The sequence below is a fragment of the Acidobacteriota bacterium genome, assembly GCA_016713675.1.
Taxonomy (GTDB): Bacteria; Acidobacteriota; Blastocatellia; order Pyrinomonadales; family Pyrinomonadaceae; genus OLB17.
The window spans coordinates 234894-250857 of sequence record JADJOS010000005.1 but is presented as its reverse complement, the minus strand read 5'-3'; the positions used below and the strand labels follow the sequence as shown (position 1 = coordinate 250857).

General features: G+C 53.2%; 13 protein-coding genes and 1 tRNA gene. 9 read left to right on the top strand and 5 right to left on the bottom strand.

Features of this window, described 5'->3' with window-relative positions; all coding sequences use genetic code 11:
• Nucleotides 1-8 precede the first annotated feature (8 nt).
• Both IPK01_17950 and IPK01_17945 read right to left on the bottom strand, forming a co-directional pair.
• Nucleotides 9-2609, bottom strand: a complete 2601-nt coding sequence (locus tag IPK01_17950) for a hypothetical protein (protein MBK7935316.1) — start codon at nucleotides 2607-2609, stop codon at nucleotides 9-11.
• A 168-nt stretch (nucleotides 2610-2777) separates the two neighbouring features.
• Nucleotides 2778-5702 carry an aconitate hydratase gene (locus tag IPK01_17945; protein ID MBK7935315.1) on the bottom strand — a complete coding sequence of 975 codons (2925 nt, stop codon included), beginning with the start codon at nucleotides 5700-5702 and terminating at the stop codon, nucleotides 2778-2780.
• A gap of 476 nt (nucleotides 5703-6178) precedes the next feature.
• Between IPK01_17945 and IPK01_17940 the strand changes: the two genes are divergently transcribed.
• Nucleotides 6179-6253: transfer RNA gene (locus IPK01_17940), tRNA-Glu, on the top strand.
• Nucleotides 6254-6320: 67 nt separating this feature from the next.
• On the top strand, nucleotides 6321-6635 hold the full coding sequence (locus IPK01_17935; GenBank protein MBK7935314.1) for a YbjQ family protein: 315 nt from the start codon (nucleotides 6321-6323) through the stop codon (nucleotides 6633-6635).
• Here IPK01_17935 and IPK01_17930 read toward each other — a convergent pair whose 3' ends face one another.
• On the bottom strand, nucleotides 6636-7730 hold the full coding sequence (locus IPK01_17930; protein ID MBK7935313.1) for a hypothetical protein: 1095 nt from the start codon (nucleotides 7728-7730) through the stop codon (nucleotides 6636-6638). It abuts the gene before it with no gap.
• A 126-nt stretch (nucleotides 7731-7856) separates the two neighbouring features.
• Between IPK01_17930 and IPK01_17925 the strand changes: the two genes are divergently transcribed.
• The 4 genes from IPK01_17925 (at nucleotide 7857) to IPK01_17910 (ending at nucleotide 9949) form a co-directional block, all read left to right on the top strand.
• Nucleotides 7857-8228, top strand: a complete 372-nt coding sequence (locus tag IPK01_17925) for a hypothetical protein (protein ID MBK7935312.1) — start codon at nucleotides 7857-7859, stop codon at nucleotides 8226-8228.
• Nucleotides 8229-8299: 71 nt separating this feature from the next.
• Nucleotides 8300-8767 (top strand): hypothetical protein, encoded by a 468-nt coding sequence (locus IPK01_17920; protein MBK7935311.1) that lies wholly within the window; start codon nucleotides 8300-8302, stop codon nucleotides 8765-8767.
• Between the two features lie 81 nt (nucleotides 8768-8848).
• Nucleotides 8849-9403 (top strand): zinc ribbon domain-containing protein, encoded by a 555-nt coding sequence (locus IPK01_17915; protein MBK7935310.1) that lies wholly within the window; start codon nucleotides 8849-8851, stop codon nucleotides 9401-9403.
• A gap of 6 nt (nucleotides 9404-9409) precedes the next feature.
• Entirely contained in the window at nucleotides 9410-9949 is a 540-nt protein-coding gene (locus IPK01_17910; protein ID MBK7935309.1) for a hypothetical protein, read from the top strand.
• On the opposite strand, the gene ggt is transcribed toward IPK01_17910, so the two are convergent.
• Complete coding sequence (ggt, locus tag IPK01_17905) at nucleotides 9946-11667, bottom strand: gamma-glutamyltransferase (GenBank protein MBK7935308.1); 1722 nt, start codon at nucleotides 11665-11667, stop codon at nucleotides 9946-9948. The two genes, IPK01_17910 and ggt, sit on opposite strands and share 4 nt — an antisense overlap.
• Nucleotides 11668-12337: 670 nt before the next feature.
• Between ggt and IPK01_17900 the strand changes: the two genes are divergently transcribed.
• The 3 genes from IPK01_17900 to IPK01_17890 are packed head-to-tail and all read left to right on the top strand — an operon-like array spanning nucleotide 12338 to nucleotide 15127.
• A complete protein-coding gene (locus IPK01_17900) occupies nucleotides 12338-13645 on the top strand; it encodes an Nramp family divalent metal transporter (protein ID MBK7935307.1) in 1308 nt (435 codons plus the stop codon).
• A gap of 8 nt (nucleotides 13646-13653) precedes the next feature.
• On the top strand, nucleotides 13654-14814 hold the full coding sequence (locus IPK01_17895; protein MBK7935306.1) for a mechanosensitive ion channel family protein: 1161 nt from the start codon (nucleotides 13654-13656) through the stop codon (nucleotides 14812-14814).
• Nucleotides 14771-15127 (top strand): cyclic nucleotide-binding domain-containing protein, encoded by a 357-nt coding sequence (locus tag IPK01_17890; protein MBK7935305.1) that lies wholly within the window; start codon nucleotides 14771-14773, stop codon nucleotides 15125-15127. The genes IPK01_17895 and IPK01_17890 overlap by 44 nt, the downstream gene beginning before the upstream one ends.
• Nucleotides 15128-15132: 5 nt before the next feature.
• Here the strand turns inward: IPK01_17890 and IPK01_17885 are convergent, their stop codons facing one another.
• Nucleotides 15133-15948, bottom strand: coding sequence for a hypothetical protein (locus tag IPK01_17885; GenBank protein ID MBK7935304.1), 816 nt, complete (start codon nucleotides 15946-15948; stop codon nucleotides 15133-15135).
• Nucleotides 15949-15964: the final 16 nt, after the last annotated feature.

Here is a 15964-nt window from a genome sequence, read left to right as displayed (position 1 = left end):
AACGCTGCCTAGCGAACTTTCAGCGTCGGGTCGCCGATCAGTACCCACGACAGCCGAACGTCACTGCCGCCCGGTATTGTGGTCTTCGCGTCTTTAACAAGGTCGCCTAGCCGCGTAATGCTGCCAAGAGCCAATTGCTGATAGAAACGCTCTGCCATTACTAGCTGAATATCCGGCGTCGTCAACCCTGCAGAAGACCAGTTGGCGACAGATCCGCCGACAGAGGTCTTGAACATCACTTCCGACAGGCTGTCGTTGTACGGATTGATGAAATAGCCATTCAAACACGTGAGCATCGTATAGAGCGAATAGTTTGGGTTTGTCACCTGCGGAAAGCCGACGGCACCATTATAGTTATTCACTCCAAAAAATGCCGAATTGACCCAGTTGCCGGTGGTCCCGTGGCCGGAATAATTTACGATGTACCTGCCTATACCCGCGTTCAAGGCATTGACCAGATTTTGCTGAGCCATTGGGTCGAGCTGCATCTGATTCGGCGGAGGCAGCCCCATCCCGCGATTGACAAAGGTAATGGGCATTCCTGCGGGCAAATGATCTGCGACGGTATGGCTCATCCCTTCAAAATCGTAACCGTTTGGCACATCGAATGCGAAAACAGCTCCTCGATTCAGATCTGTCATTGTCGCTGTTTCGAACGTCTGAACTTTTGCCAGTGCATTGGTGATCTCGATCCCTGTTTTTGCAGGGATGCGGCCAATGGCTATTTCGGCAAGGCCGTCACCGTTAAAATCAGCGAGGGCCTCGTCACTGCCCGTTTCGATGTAGACGGTCGAGACCATTTTCACAGGAACCAGGTTCTGAGCTCCGCGGTTCGTATAGTTCTTCGGATCAAACGATCCGTCGCCCATGATCAATACATATTGCGGCGGCGTCTGCCAGTTAGTTTTCGCGTAATTGAGAAACGAATTTATCGGAGCAGCAGCGGAGGTGCCGTAGTTGAACTCATCAAAAACGTCGGCAATGTCAACGACCTCGACCGACATTCCTTGGGCACGCCGATAATTGGCCCAGGTCTCAGCCTGAGTCATAAAATCGCCATAACTGATAATGACTAGCGTCGCATTATGAGCCGGGGTCGCGAGTGATGAAGTATAGTTCGGAATGATCGAAGCGGCCTGAAAAGGTGCGGTGTCTTCGACAGCATAGAACACCCGTGATCGTGCCGCCGGCAGATTAAGGTCAAATGTCGGCCCAGTTTGGGTAAGGCTAAGATTTGTTACTTGTACCGGCTCGCCGTCCGCTGTTATGTCAAAAAGCCTAACATTAGCCGAAGTGAATCCACTGACGACCGACCGCCGATAGCCTGTCGTATAGAACAACGTCCTATTTTGGTCTGCAGTATAACGGCGTGCAAAATCGATATCGACCGTATCGAACATTACAAAATCGCCCGTCGTCGAAGTACTGACGGTAAGTGTGTTCGGGCCCTCGATCAAAAACGATGTCGGGACCAGAAAGTCTCCGGAAAACGGTGTCTGTGAGCTGCCCGGTACATTCCCAAGCACATTTCCGTTGATGCTTACAGCGACGTTATGTGCGGATGTCGAAAATCCCTGAAAGCTGACGTTCATCAGGGCCTTGGCCTGAGTTGTGTCGATGCCTGTTAGGTTGAACGGGATGTTCACCGGAAACCCCGGCGACAAGATGTCGCCCCAGAAGTTATCAGCTTCGCCGTTCAATATATCGTAAATGTAATTCTTCTTTTGGCTAAACCTAAACTTGCTGCGGTAGTTCTTCGCGATCACAGGACTGCTCACCGGTCGCGACACACGCGTGCCGATACGTTTGCCTGTCGTGGCTGCATTGAACAGAAAATAATAACGCGTGTCGCTCTCGATCGTCATGATCGACTTAGCGTAAAACTCAATATAATTCCCCGCAGGCTCAACAATGATGGCTTGTTCCACGCCGCCCGCAAATAGCTGCCACTTTGTCGGATCGCCGGCCGTATCAAAACCCGCGGCCATTAGTTCCGCTTTGGTAACGCGGTAAAAACCGTCCTTTTTGATCCCGATCTTTACACCAACCTGCGCCGCCAAAAAACGCTGATTGACCATGTCCCACGGCTGCCGCGATTTGGCGACCTCGTTCCTGAGTTCCTGGGGCAAGACCAATTCCGAACTTTCGATGCTTCCGCCGCTCGGCATTTCCACCCGAAGATCATCGGCAGTGCGGCCAGAAACATCCTCGATGCTTCTTACCGATTCGGTACCGAATCTCTGCGAAACAAAACGCGTCCCTTCATAACTGATCCCTTCAACCTCAAAGGTATCGCCGATCAGCCCCTCGGGAAAATAGAACCCGCGATCCGCCATCGCCCCTATTATCACTTGAGAGTTAAGCAGTTCACGACCGTAAGCCGTTGAACGATAGACTTCGAAGCCAAGAGCTCGTGAGTTTTGGCCGATCTGCCAAGTGATCCAGACGCCTTCGCCGTCAGTGTACGCAGCGGCACGTTCGAAGTTCATCGTCCTTTCGACATCCGCCGGTGCGGCAAGGCGTGCCTTTGATGTTCGCTGGGCGGCCGTATCCATTCCACCGCTAATCACCAGTAAAGAAGCGACGATGGCAATTAAAGTCTTTCGCATATTTCCTCTCAAGCGCCGTTGTTCAAGGATCCAACCGTGCGCGAAGTACTAGTCGGAGGGGAACAATTTAAATTTACATCTTTTTCGCGAATTCTCCAAGAAAATTCGGCGCACCGACATCCTGCTAAAGACGTTCAATTTGCTGCAAATTTCAGCTAATTTGGCCGGTTAGCTCGATTGGTTGATCAACTGCCGCAATACATATGGCAAAATGCCGCCGTTCTTGTAGTATTCGATCTCGATCGGAGTGTCTATCCTTAGTGTGAGCGTGACCTCGTTTGTCGTGCCGTCCGCCCGTGTTATGCGCAGCGTTGCGTCCTGCCGCGGCTTTATCGTGCCTGTTTCGAGCCCGACGAGGTCGAATGTTTCCGTGCCGTCCAGCCCGAGCTTTGCGGCCGAATCGCCATCCTTGAACTGCAGCGGCAGCACGCCCATACCGACCAGATTGGAACGGTGAATACGCTCGAACGACTCGACAACTACAGCCTTAACACCCATCAACGCCGTGCCTTTCGCCGCCCAGTCACGCGAACTTCCGGTTCCGTATTCCTTGCCGGCAAAGATCATCAGCGGCGTTTTCTCAATGCCGTACTGCATTGCCGCGTCGTAGATCGACATCTCTTGCTCCCCTCCTTGATTAGGAGGGGGCCGACGCTTCGTCGGACGGGTGGTAGAAGGATAGTACTTCGTGTAGCCGCCCTCGACCGGTGCGACCATTGTGTTCTTGATGCGAACATTGGCAAAAGTACCCCGAAGCATCACGCGGTCATTGCCGCGACGCGAGCCGTACGAGTTGAAATCCTCTGCCGCGACGCCCTTTTCCTGCAGATACAGTCCCGCGGGCGAATTCGCTTTGATAGCACCTGCCGGCGAGATGTGGTCGGTCGTCACCGAATCGCCAAAGATCGCGAGAGCCCTCGCATTGTGAATATCCGAGAAACTGCCCGTTTCCATCGAGAAATTCTCAAAGAACGGCGGTTCCTGGATGTACGTCGATTCGCGGTCCCACTCGTAGATCTGCCCGACGCTCGTCTCGATGCTGTTCCAAAGCGGATTTTCCTCGGCAAACTTCGTATAGAGCCGTTTGTAGGTCTCGGGGTCGAAGGCCACCTTGAGATAATCTTTGACTTCATCAAGCGAAGCCCAAATATCACGAAGATAAACGTCGTTGCCGTCGCGGTCCTGCCCGATCGGATCGAGAACAACGTCTTTGAGCACCGTTCCCGCGAGAGCATACGCCACGACAAGCGGCGGCGACATCAGGAAATTGGCCTTGATGTTCTGGTGAACACGAGCCTCGAAATTGCGGTTCCCGGACAGAACCGATGCCGCGATAATATCGTTTTCTACAACTTCTTCCTCTATCGACGGATCTAGCGGACCGGAATTGCCGATGCACGTCGTACAGCCGTAGCCGACGAGATCGAAACCAACTTCGTTCAAATACTGCTGCAATCCGGCCTTTTCGAGATATTCGGTGACGACACGCGAGCCCGGAGCGAGTGAGGTTTTAACGTACGCCGGAACCTTCATTCCGCGTTCCGCAGCCTTTTTCGCGACAATTCCCGCTGCGATCATCACTGACGGATTAGACGTATTCGTACACGACGTTATCGCTGCGATCAGCACGTCTCCGTTGCCGATATTGGTCGTAATGATCGGCGATTCGTCGTCCGATATATCGACACGGTCCGGCGTCGGACGGTTATTGACCATCTCGATCTCCGTTTCGGTGTTGGTGTTAGTTGCCGAGACAGTGTCGTAAGACGATTCCGGCATTGACTTGGAGCTTTGCTCACCGCCGCCCTCGATCTGATCTGCCGGGTGCGAGCCCATCGTCACGCTGAAACGCTTGCTCAGATCATCAGCGAGTTTGCCGTAACCGCCGTCAGCGGCCGGTTTTGTGAACAGCTCGATAAATCGATCGTCGAGGCTCGAAAGCTCGATGCGGTCCTGAGGCCGTTTCGGCCCGGCAACAGCGGGCGTGATCGTTTCGAGGTTCAGTTCGACGACCGTCGTATAATCTACCTCGCCGTCACGCGGGATCCCGAACATCTGCTGAGCCATGTAGTAATTGCGGATCGTGTCGATCTGTGCCTGATCGCGGCCCGTGTTCGCAAAATACTCCAGCGTATTCTCATCGACACCAAAAAATCCCATCGTCGCGCCGTATTCCGGAGCCATGTTTGCGATGGTCGCACGGTCGGTGGCGTTGAGGGCTGCGGCACCTTCGCCGTAAAACTCAACGAATTTACCAACAACATTCGCCTTTCGGAGCATTTCGGTAATTCGCAGCACCAGATCGGTGGCCGTCGCACCCTGCGGCAATTCGCCCGTCAAATGCACGCCGACAACATCCGGCGTCAGGAAATAGACCGGCTGACCGAGCATTCCGGCCTCCGCCTCGATACCGCCAACGCCCCAGCCGACAATGCCAAGTCCGTTGATCATCGTCGTATGCGAATCGGTACCGACCAGCGAATCGGGAAAATAGACGCCGTCGCGTTCGAAAACACCCTTCGCCAAATACTCAAGATTGACCTGGTGCACGATGCCGATTCCCGGAGGCACTACGCTAAATCCGTTGAACGCCTGAGTTCCCCACTTCAAAAAGCGGTAGCGCTGATCGTTGCGCTTGAACTCCATCTCCATATTCTGCTGATACGCCGTCTCGCTGCCCGCGTAATCGACCTGCACAGAGTGATCGATCACCAGATCGACCGGCACGAGCGGCTCGATAACACCAACATTCTTGCCCATCCGCTCAACCGCCGAACGCATCGCCGCAAGGTCCACTAGCAGCGGAACACCGGTAAAATCCTGCAAGATAACGCGTGCCACGACAAACGGTATCTCTTCCGAGCGTTCCTCACTCGCCTGCCACGCCGCAAGCGCCCGAACGTTCGCCTCGCTAACCTTTTTGCCGCCGTCAAAATTACGCAAAACGGACTCAAGTACTATCCGTATAGATATCGGAAGCCGCGAGATGTTCCCAACGCCCGCTTTCTCAAGCTGCGGAAGCGAATAATAAGTCCCCGTAGTCCCGTCGCCGGTTGCAAAATGTTGTCGTGTTTCAAATAGATCGTGTGCCATAGGTGTGTCGGATGAGCATCATCCAAACTAACAGTTTAAAAACCTTACGTCACAAGGTCAAGGTTGGGCGTCCATTGCTCCACTAACGGAAGCGGATGGGCCCTTGGCGGGCGTGGCCACTTCGTTGGTGCGGCAATGGGACGTTGGAGATGGCGCTTTTGTATGGGAATGTTGGGAAGCGATGGGTCTCTGCTGTTATTGAATCGCAGCGGCGGCCGGGGACAGTTCTTTACACCCGTTTTACGATTGTCGCTGGGGGTCTTTTTTATTGTCGCTGACCCCGTTTTTTACTGTTGCAAGCCTCCTAAAACACTGTCGCTGACCCCCTTAAAAACTGTCGCAGAACGCACTTTTACGGCATTTTCATCGATTTTGTTGATAAAATTGTGGTACGTACCACAATTTGAACGCGGGGGTGAAAAATACACGTTTGGTCTTCCCCCGCAAATTGTTTTATAATCCTCATTCGCCCTTTTGGCGCCTTCGTCTATCGGTTAGGACGCGAGGTTCTCAACCTCGAAAGAGGGGTTCAACTCCCCTAGGCGCTACCAAATTCTAATTCTGAATATCGTCTGTCTTAAATTCGTCATTCGATATTCTTCATTCATTATTTCCAACATGATCGTCACGACCGGCTTCGACATTCAGGGCAAACAGATCGCCGAGTATCTTGGTGTTGTTCGCGGGATCGTGGTCAGGGCTACGGGACTCGGCCGCGGGATAATCGGCGGGTTTAAGGCACTTGGGGGCGGTAATATCGAGGAATGGTCGGTCGTTTGCGAACAGGCCCGGATGGAAGCATTCAACCGCCTCGTCCAACATGCCCACGAGATCGGGGCCGATGCGATAATCGGAATGCGTTATGACGCTACCGAATTCATGCAGGGAGCGACCGAGGTCCTTGCCTACGGCACCGCTGTAAAGCTGCGTTAGCTAGAACATCGGCGAACGGCCATGTTTTCCTATCCTCAGATCTGAGATCCAGCGAAACAACGGGTTTCTCATCCGCCTCGGATCGACAAACTCCGTCAAACCGACGGTCTTTCGAGTTTTGCCGTCTTTCAGATCGAGTTTGACCTCGCTAAGCATCTTTACATCAGAAAAGCCCGATCGAACCGTACTGACGGGCCTTACGGCCAATTTGAAGAAGCCTTCCGATTCAAGATCGATCTTTCGTGGAACATTCAATCCCCAGTGGTCTCTTCGATGCTCGCTCGCCTCGCATGCAGCAGAATATTCACTTATCCGCCCGTCGCGAATGATAAAGACAGTACCCGAAGCCTTGCGGTCCTGAACGCCGCCGAGCCGGTCAAAAACCACGGTAGAATCGACAAAATGAGCGCGTCCCCACATTCGGGACTGGAGGTCGCGATAATGGACATTCTCGCTTGAAACATGGTCGTGATAGCCGCTGCCGCGGAACTGAAACAGCTTTCGCACCTTGCCTCGGCGTCCGATCAGCATTATCTTGCCGCTGACATCCGAACGCGGAACGGCAATGTTCCATATCGCAGAATATGGTTCGTCGTTTCGCGGCTTCAGGTCGGCTTCTATCGTGATCCATTCCATTTCGGCCCTGATACGGCGGCCGCGAACCGTGGCAATATCAACAGTTACCATATAGCCGGTCCCGTATTCAGTTCGTTCGACCCGAAAGCCGGAGCGGTCAAGTACGAGACTTGGCTTGTCTCTGGCGGCGTCGAAATAAGCGGGCGAGAATTCGTTTACCGCATTCAGCACCGGCTTGCCGTCAATGGAATAGACGAAGGAAACTGCCGGAAACCGCCTTTCGGTCAGCACATGTCCGCCATTCGAATTGCCCCCGCTCGATGCCAAATGAAAACGCGGCGACAGCACGTAATTGTCGTAGAAGGAAATGACCAATGCTTCGCTACCGTCGTCGGACACGGCATCAAAATGCCAGTTTTCGAACGCGTTTGGGCCTCCGAGGTCGTGCCACGCGTCATCGGCTAGACTTGAGCAAAATGAAACTTTCGTCGCCGGCTTGTTTACCTGCTCTTCGGACATTGGTTTATGAATGGAGTAGCACTGAAAGAATCTCAGAATTCGAAAATTATGGCAAACTAAATAGGGTGTTTTGAATCTCTTATCGTTGGGAATACTTTCCCTGAAAGTCAGTCTGTGAGGTGCACAATGAAAAAGATCTCAACCGTTCTACTGTTAACATTCCTTGCCGGCATTACCCTATTTGCCACCGGCTGTCCCGAGCGAACGAGCATCGCCGATATCGAGGCGAATCCCTCAAAATATCAGAACAAAGAAGTCGCGATCGCCGGTACTGTTCGTGACAGCTACGGTTTTTCGATCCCGGGGACCAATATCGGCGGCGGTGCTTATAAGATCGACGACGGGACCGGCTCAATGTGGGTATTGACCGACGCCGGAGTTCCGTCAAAGGGCACCGAGATCGGCGTAAAGGGCAAGATCGGCACCGGCATCAATTACAAAGGGCGCAATTACGGACTCGGAATGTGGGAACAGGACCGCCGGCTTCGCAAGAAGTAGAGCATCTTAACGGGCATTGGTGATAAACTCACTTGGGCGGCGAAGCCAGCCGCCCCGAGTTTATGGATCCGATGCTTTCATCATTTGACCTTGCTTTTCGCAGACTGGACACGCTTTCGCGCGAACTGCTGTCGCATACCGCTCAAGATCAACTATTTGAAAAGCCCCGCAGCATTGCCAATTCGCTTGCCGCATTTTCAATAGGTGAATATATCCTTCGATCATCCGCAATGGTCGAAAAGACGTTCGGCGGTATCACGACCCGCCTTTGGGATGATCCCTTCGAATGGACGCTGCCGGAAAAGCTGGCTGACCTTGCGAGCATCCTGCAATACCTCGATGAAGTCGAGACCACGAGAGTCAAGGGTTTCACATTTTTCGCCTCTGACGCTGACCTCAACCGCCAAATGCCGGCTCCCGAAAAGCTGCGTTCCGTGTTCGAGATCTTACTCGAAACGCTTGCAAAAGCGGAACATTATCAGGGCCGGGCGTTCGCCGTATTCCAAATGCTGTCTGACGAAAAGCTGCCGAGGCGATAATTGCCTTGCTACGCGAACCTTTTCGTGTAAAAATTCGTTAGGATTTCAGTCTTAGGTAATTTCCAAATACGGAGTCGACAAATGCATTGCCCCGGTTGCGGTCAACAACAGGTTTCGAATGAAACAAAATTCTGCTCACGCTGCGGTTTGCCGTTGGGCCTCGTATCAGATGTATTGGCACACGGTGGTTATCTGCCGCAGCTTGCCGAGTTGAATCAAAAAAAGAAATCTATCTGGACACGAAAGAACGGCTTGGCATTCAGTCTTATCTGGTTCTTGTTCTTTCTCTTTATAATGACGCCGATGTGGGGCATTTTGAATGTCGATCGGATGGCCGGTGCATCCGCGATCCTGGCGATCTTTGGCGGATTGATAATGATGGTGTCGTCGCTCATTTTTCTAAAAAGCGACAAGGTCGTCTATCCGATGCAGCAGCAGCAAATGTATCCGCCGCCGCAGCCAAGCTATGTAATGCCGCAGCAGCCCGCCTACAACGCATTGCCGCCGCAGCAATCGGTGCCCGTTTCCGCTTATCAAACACCGCAGGCCGGAAGCTGGCGTGATACCAACGATCTGCAGCCGACCATGTCCGAAAGTGCTACCAAGCTACTCGAGAAAGACGAGTTCAAGAAATAATCAATTATGTTTTGCCCGAACTGCGGCCAGGAAAGGATCTCGACCGAAACGAGCTTTTGCTCGCGTTGCGGTTTTCTCTTGACGGGCACCGCCGAATTGATCCAGACCGGCGGCATCAATCCTCAAGTCAATACCAATGCCGTTAAGGGCACAACCCCGCGGAAGAGAGGGCTTAAGCAAGGGTTGTTCATATTTTTGCTGACGTTTTTGGTGGTGCCGATCGTCTCGATCTTCACAATTGCGATCAATGCCGAGCCGTTTGCGGTGGCGATCTGTGCGATCACGCTGTTTGTCGGCGGATTGCTGCGGATGGCATACGCTTTGATGTTCGAATCAAATGATGTCGAGGTCGGTTCCGTCGGCAGCGATATCAACCAGCTGATCACCCGCCAGCGAACCGCCGCCGCTTTGCCGCCTCAGCACAGCATACCTGTCCAGCCTTACATGAATCCCGTCGCCGGCAACTGGCGCGATACAAATGATCTCCAGCCCGCCAGTGTCACTGACGGCACGACAAAATTGCTCGAAAAGGACGAGATCAACTAATATCCGACCGCTTTCCCGTCGCTCCGCGAATCTATCGCTCCCAATCGTATACCATTATCATCGATCATGATCGCTGTTGCGGACGCAATGTAGCCTGGTTTTTCGGGAAATTTGTGTCCGTAGCTGCTGAGGATCGCCAGTGTATCGGGCGAGATGCCGAATTCGTAGAGCATTTCGTCGGGTAGCCATTGGTGATGGATTCGCGGGGCATCGATGGCGGCTTGGATGTCCATTCCGTGGTCGATCACGTTGATGACCGACTGCATAACGGCCGAGATGATACGAGGGCCGCCTCTCGCACCGAGAGCGAACCACGTCGTGCCGTCTTTCCTCAACACAATTGTCGGCGTCATTGACGACAGCGGCCGTTTGCCGCCTTCGACCTTGTTTCGTTCGCCTTGAACAAGGCCGAACATGTTCGGTTTGCCCGGCCGTGAGGCAAAATCGTCCATTTCATCGTTCAGTAGAACGCCGGTTCCCTTCGCCGTAACTCGTGAGCCGTAGAGATCGTTGATAGTGTATGTGTTGCTGACGACAGTCCCGTCCGGGCCGACGACCGTGTAATGCGTCGTCTCCATTGGCTCGACGGCCGGGACCTCGCCAGGGCGAACATTTAGGCTTTTCGAGGCTTTATTGAGCTCTATGACGGACCGGCGACCAGCCGCGTATTTCTTATCTATCAGTTTTTCGACCGGGACCGTCGCAAAGTCCGGATCTGCGAGGAATTCAGATCGGTCCGAAAACGCTCTCCGCGAGGCTTCGGCCAATAGATGTATCTTCGCGGCCGATCCGAAAGGCATCGCACTGACCTCGTAACCTTCTAGGATGTTCAAAACGTTCAGCATTACCGCTCCGCCGGAGCTTGGCGGCGGCATTGAGATTATCGGATGGCCACGGTAGGTTCCGCGGAGCGGCACGCGTTCTTTGGCCTTATAATTCGCGAGGTCCTCCATCGAAATAAGGCCGCCGTTGGCTTTCATATCGGCGGCGATTAGCTGTGCGGTCTTTCCGGTATAGAATTCGCGGGCTCCGACGGTCGCGACGCGTCCGAGAGTTGCTGCGAGATCGGGCTGCTTGAAAGTGTCGCCCTCGACAAAATACTTTCCGCCGTTCAAAAAGATGCGTTTGCTCTCAGGATATGCCGCGAGCGTACTCTCGTACGTTCTAAAAAGCTCGGCGAGGCGGTGACTTAGGATGTAGCCGTTCTGTGCGAGCAGGCGTGCGGGTTCGACGAGGTCACGCCACTTTACTTTCTTGCTTCCGTACTTGTTAAATGCCAACTCAAAGCCCGCGAGCGTGCCCGGAACGCCCGACGCGCGATATCCTACGTCCGACGAGCCTTCGCCGTCTATCAGATTGCCTTCTTTATCGACGAACATATCGCGTGTTGCGGCTTTCGGGGCCATTTCGCGGTAGTCGATGGCGTGAAACTCGCCTTTCGCGTCGCGGATAAGCATAAATCCGCCGCCGCCGATGTTCCCTGCCTCGGGATAAACGACCGCGAGAGCCAAACCGACCGCGATCGCCGCGTCCACAGCGTTCCCGCCCTTCTTCATGATCGAAACGCCGATCGCTGAAGCCAATTCGTGCTGCGAAGCGACCATAGCATGCTTCCCGCGAACCGGTGCCGGAGCCGCAAAAACGGCAGGTACCGACGAAAACAGCAGTCCCGCAAGCAAAATAGCCAGGAATGAACGACGCAGAAGGAATGATTTCATACAGGAACTCTAACAAATAGCGGATTTAATGACAATTTGGCGCAAAAGCAACCCTTTATTGCCCAAAATCGAAGGTTCGCGAGCGATGCGAACGGGTTCGGGAGCCGAGCGAACCTGTGCGGAACGCTTCGGCACCTGTGCTTTGTCGCCCGGCACCTGTTCGGAAGCTCAGCGAAGCTGTTCGGAGGCGTAGCGAACCTGTTCGGAAGCTCAGCGAACCTGTTCGGAAGCGTAGCGAACCTCTTCGGAAGCTCAGCGAACCGCGTCTGTTTTGCTCAGCGAACCTGTTCGGAAGCTCAGCGAACCTGTTCGGAAGCGTAGCGAACCCGTTCGGAAGGGCAGCAAACCTGTTCGGAAGCCGAGCGTACTTGTTCGCGAACTGCGCGAATCGTTGCGGAACGCCTGATTTTACGTTATTTGGGCTTGGTTCCTATCATTTGCCACTAGCTTTAGCTAGTGGAGAGCATCTTAATGTCCCCGGCTTAAGCCGAAACTGTTTGGGCTAAAGCCCGAACCTTATTTCATACCGATCCACTAGCTAAAACTAGTGGCAACTCATACGATCCCAAACGCCTAAACACGTCACGAAGTGACAACGTTCCCAAAAGTTATTAGAATCAAGCTTCGCAGGCATTAACCGACCACATGATAGAAGGCGATAGTAAACGCAATGAACCTCGAACGCTTTTCACCGAAAAAGTTAGCGCAGAAACTGCGCAAGGTTCCCTCGCGCGCGTCTAAATACTTATCCGAATACCGTTTCTACGCATATCTCGCCGTCCTCGGGCCCGGGATCATCGCTGCCAACGCCGGTAACGACGCGAGCGGCATTGCGACGTATTCGTCCGTCGGTGCGGGGTACGGTTACACACTGCTGTGGGCGTTCATTCCGATGGTCATTTCGCTGATAATCGTACAGGAAATGTGCGTGCGAATGGGCGTCGTCACCGGCCAGGGCCTCGCCGATCTCATCCGCGAACAATTTGGCGTCCGCTGGACAGCGTTCATCATGCTCGCACTTCTGATCGCGAACACTGGCGTGATCATCTCGGAATTCGTAGGCATTGCACAGGCCTCGGAACTATTCGGCGTATCGCGATACATAACAATACCGCTCTCCGCAGGGTTTATCTGGTGGCTCGTGTTTAAAGGTTCTGCAAAACGAGTGGAACGAGTATTCCTCACGATGTCACTCGTGTTTATTTGCTACATCTTCTCGGCCTTCCTCAGCCGTCCTGACTGGGCGTTGGTCGGCGAGAGCTTCTTCAAACCAAATCTGAGCCACGACGCAGGTTATCTGTTCATGGTCCTTGCCCTGATCGGAACGACGATAACGCCGTTCATGCAGGTTTACGTCCAATCTTCGGTCGTCGAAAAGCGTATGGACGAAGAAGACCTGCCCGTCGTCCGCGCCGATGTGATAGTCGGAACGCTGTTTGCCGTCGCGATCGCGGCATTTATCGTCATCTCTGCCGCCGCCGTGCTGCATAACAACGGAATAACTACGATAGACTCCGCAGCAACGGCCGCCGCAGCGTTTGAACCGATCGCCGGAACCTATGCAAAGTACTTGTTTGCCGTCGGCCTATTCGGCGCAGCGATGCTCGCCATGGGCGTGCTGCCGCTCGCGACCGCATATTCCGTCAGCGAAGCACTGGGATTCGAAAAAGGCATCTCGAGCACATTCCGTGAGGCTCCGATCTTTCTGAGCATATTTAGCGGATTGATAATTATCGGCGCGGTCGTTTCGCTCATACCGGGCATCCCTCAGATAAAGCTGCTCCTCTTCACTCAGGCAATAAACGGCCTGCTGCTGCCGATAATACTCGTCGCAATAGTCTCGCTCGCAAGCAATAAAGAGATCATGGGCCACCGCGCTAACGGACGCATCCACAACCTCTTCGCTTACCTGATCACTGCAACCGTCTCAGCGTTGTCTCTCCTGTTGATTGGAAAAACAATTGTTGATATGTTTTAGCCTACTCTATGGCTTCAACCGAACTGTATAAAAAGGCACTCTCGCTCGTGATCTTTGTTGCCTTGCTTGGCGCGGTCCTTGGATTCATCGCAACATTTGGTGACGATATCCGCACGGCATTCGTCGCCCGCTTCGCTCAAGGCGACTCGGCAGCGATGCCTGCCGGCGCTTTCGACACCGTATTAAAGATACTGCGGATCATACTGTGGATGGCGATCATAATAGCGATCGTTCGGTTCGTTGCGTTTATGCTGTTGCGTGCAGCAGCCCGCAGATCTGCTCAAGCGGAGGTCTCGTCGCTGCTCAAGACGGTCTTCTCGATCATCGTCTACATCATTGCTTTCTTTGTCATATTCCAAACACAGTTTCCCGATGTTCCGCTGACCGGCATTTTCACAGGATCTACGATCTTGGGTATTGTGGTCGGTCTAGCACTCCAGGATACGCTCGGCAATCTTTTCGCCGGGATTGCTTTGCAGGCTGATCAGTCTTTTCAGGTCGGCGATGTGGTCACACTTTCAACCCGGGGTATGGGCGTCATCGAGGGCGTGTCTTGGCGGGGCGTACGGATTAGGACATTTCAGAACAAGCTGTTGGTGATCAGCAACGCTGTTCTTGGTAAAGAAGTGATCGAAGTTGCTCCGAAGGACAACCTTAATGCAAGACTTGTCTTTTTTAATACCGTCTACTCCGCATCACCGGCACACACAGCATCCATCGTACGCGAGGCAATGCGCCACAGCGACAATGTTTCGCAAAAAATGCGGCCAATTGTCCGCATTCGCAATCTCGGCGACAACGGCATCGATTGGGAAGTTAAATACTGGCTTGACGATTACACACGACTGAATGACACTGACGCACTCGTGCGTGAGCGGATATGGTATGCATTCCAGCGTGAGAAGATCCATTTTGCATACCCGACCCGGACCGTTCACGTAGAGGAACAGCCGCCCGAGATCGACCTTGAAGCGGTCAAGCACGAATTCGGCGACCGCCTGAAGACGCGTGCCGATCTTCGATCCATTGTCCGAAGAGGAGTTAGACCGCCTGGCCAAAGCATCGAAATCCCGCATCTTTGCTCCCGGCGAGGCAATTGTCCGGCTCGGAGGCGAGGGCAATTCTATGTTCGTAATTGCCCGTGGAAAGGTGAATGTCCAGATAGTTGAGAATGGGCGTCCTAAAACAGTGAACGAATTGTCCGAAAATGAGTTTTTTGGTGAGATGAGTCTTTTGACCGGCCAACCGCGTACCGCAAGTGTGATCGCCACAGTCGAGACCGAGGTTCTGCAGATCCGCAAGAATGCTCTGAAGCCGATCCTAGAGGGCAATCCACTGCTTGTTCATGCAATTACTGAACATATTCATGAACGACAGGCAATGCTGGCAAAACTCGATAATGAAAAGCATGAAGATGTGAATGAGAGAAAAATGAGTGTTATGCGTTCGATACGCAAGTTCTTTGGTTTGCGTTCAAACTGATACGGTCAGTGCACCTTTTTGTCATAAATGTCGTGAAGGACCTCTGTGATAGGCTTTCTGTGTGGAACCGTCTTTGAATCTTCCGCGGTCCCGCCCGCTCTCCGCATCACCGATGACGTCGAGCCTTCCGGCAAAGTAGCGTTTGGAACCTGCCCTTCATCAAACACGACACTGTCGCTGCTGAATTCGCGATCCGAACCGTCGTCCAGCTCAGAACGGGACATATTATTTTCGTATTCCCTGCTGGCGTTCAGCATCGCTAACCCTCGGTTTGTACGTATTCTCTCAAGCGACCGTACCGCGGCTGACGTTAATGGCGACTCAGCCGGTTCGCGTTCGATCCGTCTGAGCAACCGCACATAGTCTCTAACTTCGGGAGTTGGAAATACGACCGCAGATTCATCAGCCGAAGTTTCCTCAAAAACGTGTCGAAGGTGTTTTACCGCTGACGAATGGTCGCCGGACTTTGCATACAATGCACCAATGGCAAAATGCAGAAGCGTGGGTGCTGTATGCATGGCGGCAACAAGCTTCTCGCCGAGCGATATCGCCTCCTTGATCTCAAACCCGTACCAGCGCCGATTATCGTCACGCAATATCTCATTGGCAGTAAGATAGAACTCAAATATCTTTCGGGTGTCACTTCGAACTGTCGACGAGAAAAGCTTGATCACAAGAAACGCAGAAGCCCCGAGGAGCGCAATTCCGAAGACGGGAAAACCGATAAAATACAAAAGCACAGATACCACTCCAAATGTTAGAGCGTACTGTGCCTTTTCCGATACTGTCGTGTCGGTACGTTTTATTAATGCGTCACCCAATTGCAATTCAATAACG

What these genes read in the sequence shown, in the direction of transcription:
- IPK01_17930 (MBK7935313.1), bottom strand. Translation starts at nt 7,730, where the DNA reads ATGTCCGAAGAGCAGGTAAACAAGCCGGCGACGAAAGTTTCATTTTGC.
- IPK01_17900 (MBK7935307.1), top strand. Translation starts at nt 12,338, where the DNA reads ATGAACCTCGAACGCTTTTCACCGAAAAAGTTAGCGCAGAAACTGCGC.
- IPK01_17935 (MBK7935314.1), top strand. Translation starts at nt 6,321, where the DNA reads ATGATCGTCACGACCGGCTTCGACATTCAGGGCAAACAGATCGCCGAG.
- IPK01_17895 (MBK7935306.1), top strand. Translation starts at nt 13,654, where the DNA reads ATGGCTTCAACCGAACTGTATAAAAAGGCACTCTCGCTCGTGATCTTT.
- IPK01_17950 (MBK7935316.1), bottom strand. Translation starts at nt 2,609, where the DNA reads ATGCGAAAGACTTTAATTGCCATCGTCGCTTCTTTACTGGTGATTAGC.
- IPK01_17890 (MBK7935305.1), top strand. Translation starts at nt 14,771, where the DNA reads ATGTTCGTAATTGCCCGTGGAAAGGTGAATGTCCAGATAGTTGAGAAT.
- IPK01_17920 (MBK7935311.1), top strand. Translation starts at nt 8,300, where the DNA reads ATGCTTTCATCATTTGACCTTGCTTTTCGCAGACTGGACACGCTTTCG.
- IPK01_17910 (MBK7935309.1), top strand. Translation starts at nt 9,410, where the DNA reads ATGTTTTGCCCGAACTGCGGCCAGGAAAGGATCTCGACCGAAACGAGC.
- IPK01_17945 (MBK7935315.1), bottom strand. Translation starts at nt 5,702, where the DNA reads ATGGCACACGATCTATTTGAAACACGACAACATTTTGCAACCGGCGAC.
- IPK01_17915 (MBK7935310.1), top strand. Translation starts at nt 8,849, where the DNA reads ATGCATTGCCCCGGTTGCGGTCAACAACAGGTTTCGAATGAAACAAAA.
- ggt (MBK7935308.1), bottom strand. Translation starts at nt 11,667, where the DNA reads ATGAAATCATTCCTTCTGCGTCGTTCATTCCTGGCTATTTTGCTTGCG.
- IPK01_17925 (MBK7935312.1), top strand. Translation starts at nt 7,857, where the DNA reads ATGAAAAAGATCTCAACCGTTCTACTGTTAACATTCCTTGCCGGCATT.